Source organism: Halomonas organivorans (assembly GCF_014192055.1).
Lineage (GTDB): Bacteria > Pseudomonadota > Gammaproteobacteria > Pseudomonadales > Halomonadaceae > Halomonas > Halomonas organivorans.
Genome location: NZ_JACHXM010000072.1, coordinates 1 through 1,103 on the forward strand (window position 1 = coordinate 1; position 1,103 = coordinate 1,103).

The following is a 1,103-nucleotide window of genomic DNA, read 5'->3' on the forward strand; positions in this document are numbered from 1 at the left end:
TTGGTGGGCACATTGGTGCTTTCCACCGCCGTCACCGTGGCACCGTCGGCGCCCTCGGTATCGGCGACATCGCCCGCTGAGGCATCGCCACCGCCAATCACATTGCCGCTGGTTTCGACATCGCTGGCGGTGTCGGCCCCTTCGGTGACGCTGTTGGTGTCATCGGCCGCGGTCGGCGCATCGTCGACGATCTGGATATTCAAGTCGCCGCTGTCGGTCGAGCCATCCTCGTCGGTGGCCGTCACGGTGACGCTGTCCAGTAGCTCATCGACATCCTCGCCCGGGGCGTTGGTCAGCTCGTAGGCATAGTCGAGGGTGATGGTGCCGTCGGCGGCCTGGCTGTAGCCGTTGAGGGTCAGCTCGCCGTACTCGGTGGTCAGGCTCTGCGGCGTATCGCCCAGCGCTTCCACCTCGGCCCGGCTCAGTTCGAGGGTGGCCTCGTCCCCATCCTCATTGGTGTAGGTCAGGCTGACGGCGCCATCTTCCTGCAGACCGTCCAGGGCGGTCAGTGTCAGGCTGGATTCGACGCGGATGTCGTCGGCGTTCGGCGCGGAGCCGTCCGCCAGGCCACTTTCGAACACCACCTGGTCGGCGATGTTGCCGTCCGGGGTGGTGGCGTCATGGTCGTTGGGCACATTGACGGTCACACCGTCGTCGCTGCCGTCGATGGTGATCGTCAGCGTAGCGTCGTCTGAATCGGTATCGCCATCGGTCAGGGTGTAGGTGAACACTTCTTCCAGCTGCTCACCGTCGGTCAGGCCCTGAACGTCGAGGTTGCTGTTATCCAATTGATAGGTGTAGCTACCATCGGCCTCGAGCGTCAGCGTGCCGTATTCACCGTCGATCGTCAGGGTGCCGCCGGTCTCATCGGCATCATTGGCGGGTACATTGGTGCTGGTCACATCGGTGACCGTGGCACCGTCGGCGCCCTCGGTATCGGCGACATCGCCGGCGGAGGCACCGCTATCGCCCAGCACATTGCCGGTCGTGGTGGTCGCCGCATCCTCGGTGACGCTATTGGCATCGTTCTCGGCGGTCGGCGCGTCGTCGACGATCTGGATATTCAGGTCGCCGCTGTCGGTCGAGCCGTCCTCGTCGGTGGC

Annotated in this window: 1 protein-coding gene; it reads right to left on the minus strand. The window is 64.7% G+C overall.

Going from position 1 to position 1,103, the window contains the following annotated elements:
- On the minus strand, positions 1-1,103 hold a 1,103-nt coding region (locus FHR96_RS22310; protein ID WP_221195923.1), incomplete at both ends, for a VCBS domain-containing protein.